At 59.7% G+C, this 1,502-nt stretch carries 2 protein-coding genes; one reads left to right on the top strand and one right to left on the bottom strand.

Annotated features, from left to right (window positions below; all coding sequences use genetic code 11):
* Positions 1-31: 31 nt before the first annotated feature.
* Positions 32-1,168: an IS630 family transposase gene (locus E8A74_RS51615; RefSeq protein ID WP_136936581.1), complete on the bottom strand. Its 1,137-nt coding sequence runs from the start codon at positions 1,166-1,168 to the stop codon at positions 32-34.
* A gap of 52 nt (positions 1,169-1,220) precedes the next feature.
* Between E8A74_RS51615 and E8A74_RS51610 the strand changes: the two genes are divergently transcribed.
* Positions 1,221-1,466, top strand: coding sequence for a LexA family protein (locus tag E8A74_RS51610; RefSeq protein ID WP_136936580.1), 246 nt, complete (start codon positions 1,221-1,223; stop codon positions 1,464-1,466).
* Positions 1,467-1,502: the final 36 nt, after the last annotated feature.

Below are 1,502 nucleotides of genomic sequence, written 5' to 3'. Positions count from 1 at the left end.
CTAGTTCCTCGACACAGGGGTCTTGACTGTTTCACGCTGCGACGGGCAGCGCGGGATGCGCTGGCTGTGGGTATGCGTGCCCCATCTTCTTGCGAGCGTGCTGGACACTGAACCTCCAGCGGATTCCGATTTTGGCAGCGTTTCGCGCCGTCTGCCACGCGGCTATCTCGCGCTTGAGGGTGGCGCGATCGTCGATGCGTCGCGCGAGGCACTGCTGTTTGAGCACGCCTATCTCGATCTCCACCATGTTCAGCCAGCTTGCGTGTTTGGGTACGTAGTGCATTTCGATCCTGCGTAGGATTCGACGGGCCTCGTCGGGTGGAAACGCTTGGTAGAGGGCGGAAGCGCTGTGGATGGACAGGTTGTCGAGCACGAGGCGAATGCGTCGTGCATTGGGGTAGTGCACGTCCACAAGGTCCCGCATGCATTCGGCGAAGTCGATACAAGTGCGATGCTCCGTGGTCTTGACGTGTCGCCAGGGGTTATGGGCGTCGACGAAGACAAATAGGTTGGCTGTACCGTTACGCCGGTACTCATAGTCGATGCGTGCAGGGGTTCCGGGTTGGGCTGGGATCGGAACGCGGGTTTCCCCGATCAACTGCACCGGCGACTCGTCAAAGCTGACGACCGGGGTATCGGGTTCGGGGATTTCCGCGTATAGATCGAGCACATCCTCCATTCGTGCAACGAATTCGGCGTCGACCTTCGGGATGCACCACATCTTCTTTTGCCAAGGCTTGATTTCGTTCTCGGCCAGCCTACGCCGTACGGTCTCGCTTGAAAGCGATGAGTGATTCGTCAAGCGCACCATTTCTCCGGCGAGCAGGTCGAGCGTCCACCTTGCACGGCCCTCTGGAGGAGCGGAACAGGTTGTCGCTATCAATAGCGCTTCCTCCTTGCCCGACAGCTTGCGGGTCCCGCCGGGTCTCGGCTCATCGTTGAGCGCTCGCGAAAGCCCTCCTTCGACGAATCGCTGCTTTGTCCGGTAGACCGTCGATGTGCCGACTGCCACGCTCGCAGCGATCTCGCCATCGCGGGTTCCCGCATCCGCAGCCAATAGGATTTGCGCCCGCTTGACCTTGCGAACCTGCGTGCTACCACCGCTTATAAAATGGCGCAGCTCTGCGCGTTCCTCGTCCGTCAGTTCCACGATCCAGCGCACGTTCATTGGATGCCTCCGAAGAGGCAGCCGATCAAATTCTCGATGGTTTGTCCAGTCTATGCGACCGCAATTCACGGAAAAACAAGGCCAGTACCTCGCCTTCATTTACGCGTACCTCATGCTGCACCGCAGAGCGCCGGCAGAGGCCGACATGCAGACCTACTTCCAGACCACGCCGCCCACCGTGCACCGCATGGTTATCGAACTGGAACACAAAGGGCTGATCCGTCGCCAACCCGGACAGCCTCGTAGCATCGAGCTCCTCGTAGACCCCGAGCTGCTTCCCGTGCTTCGAAGACCCTGAAACGAATCGATCAGGATCCCTGTGTCGAGGAACTAG

The organism is Polyangium fumosum (assembly GCF_005144585.1).
Taxonomy (GTDB): Bacteria; Myxococcota_A; Polyangia; order Polyangiales; family Polyangiaceae; genus Polyangium; species Polyangium fumosum.
This window is presented reverse-complemented; position numbering and strand designations above follow the sequence as displayed.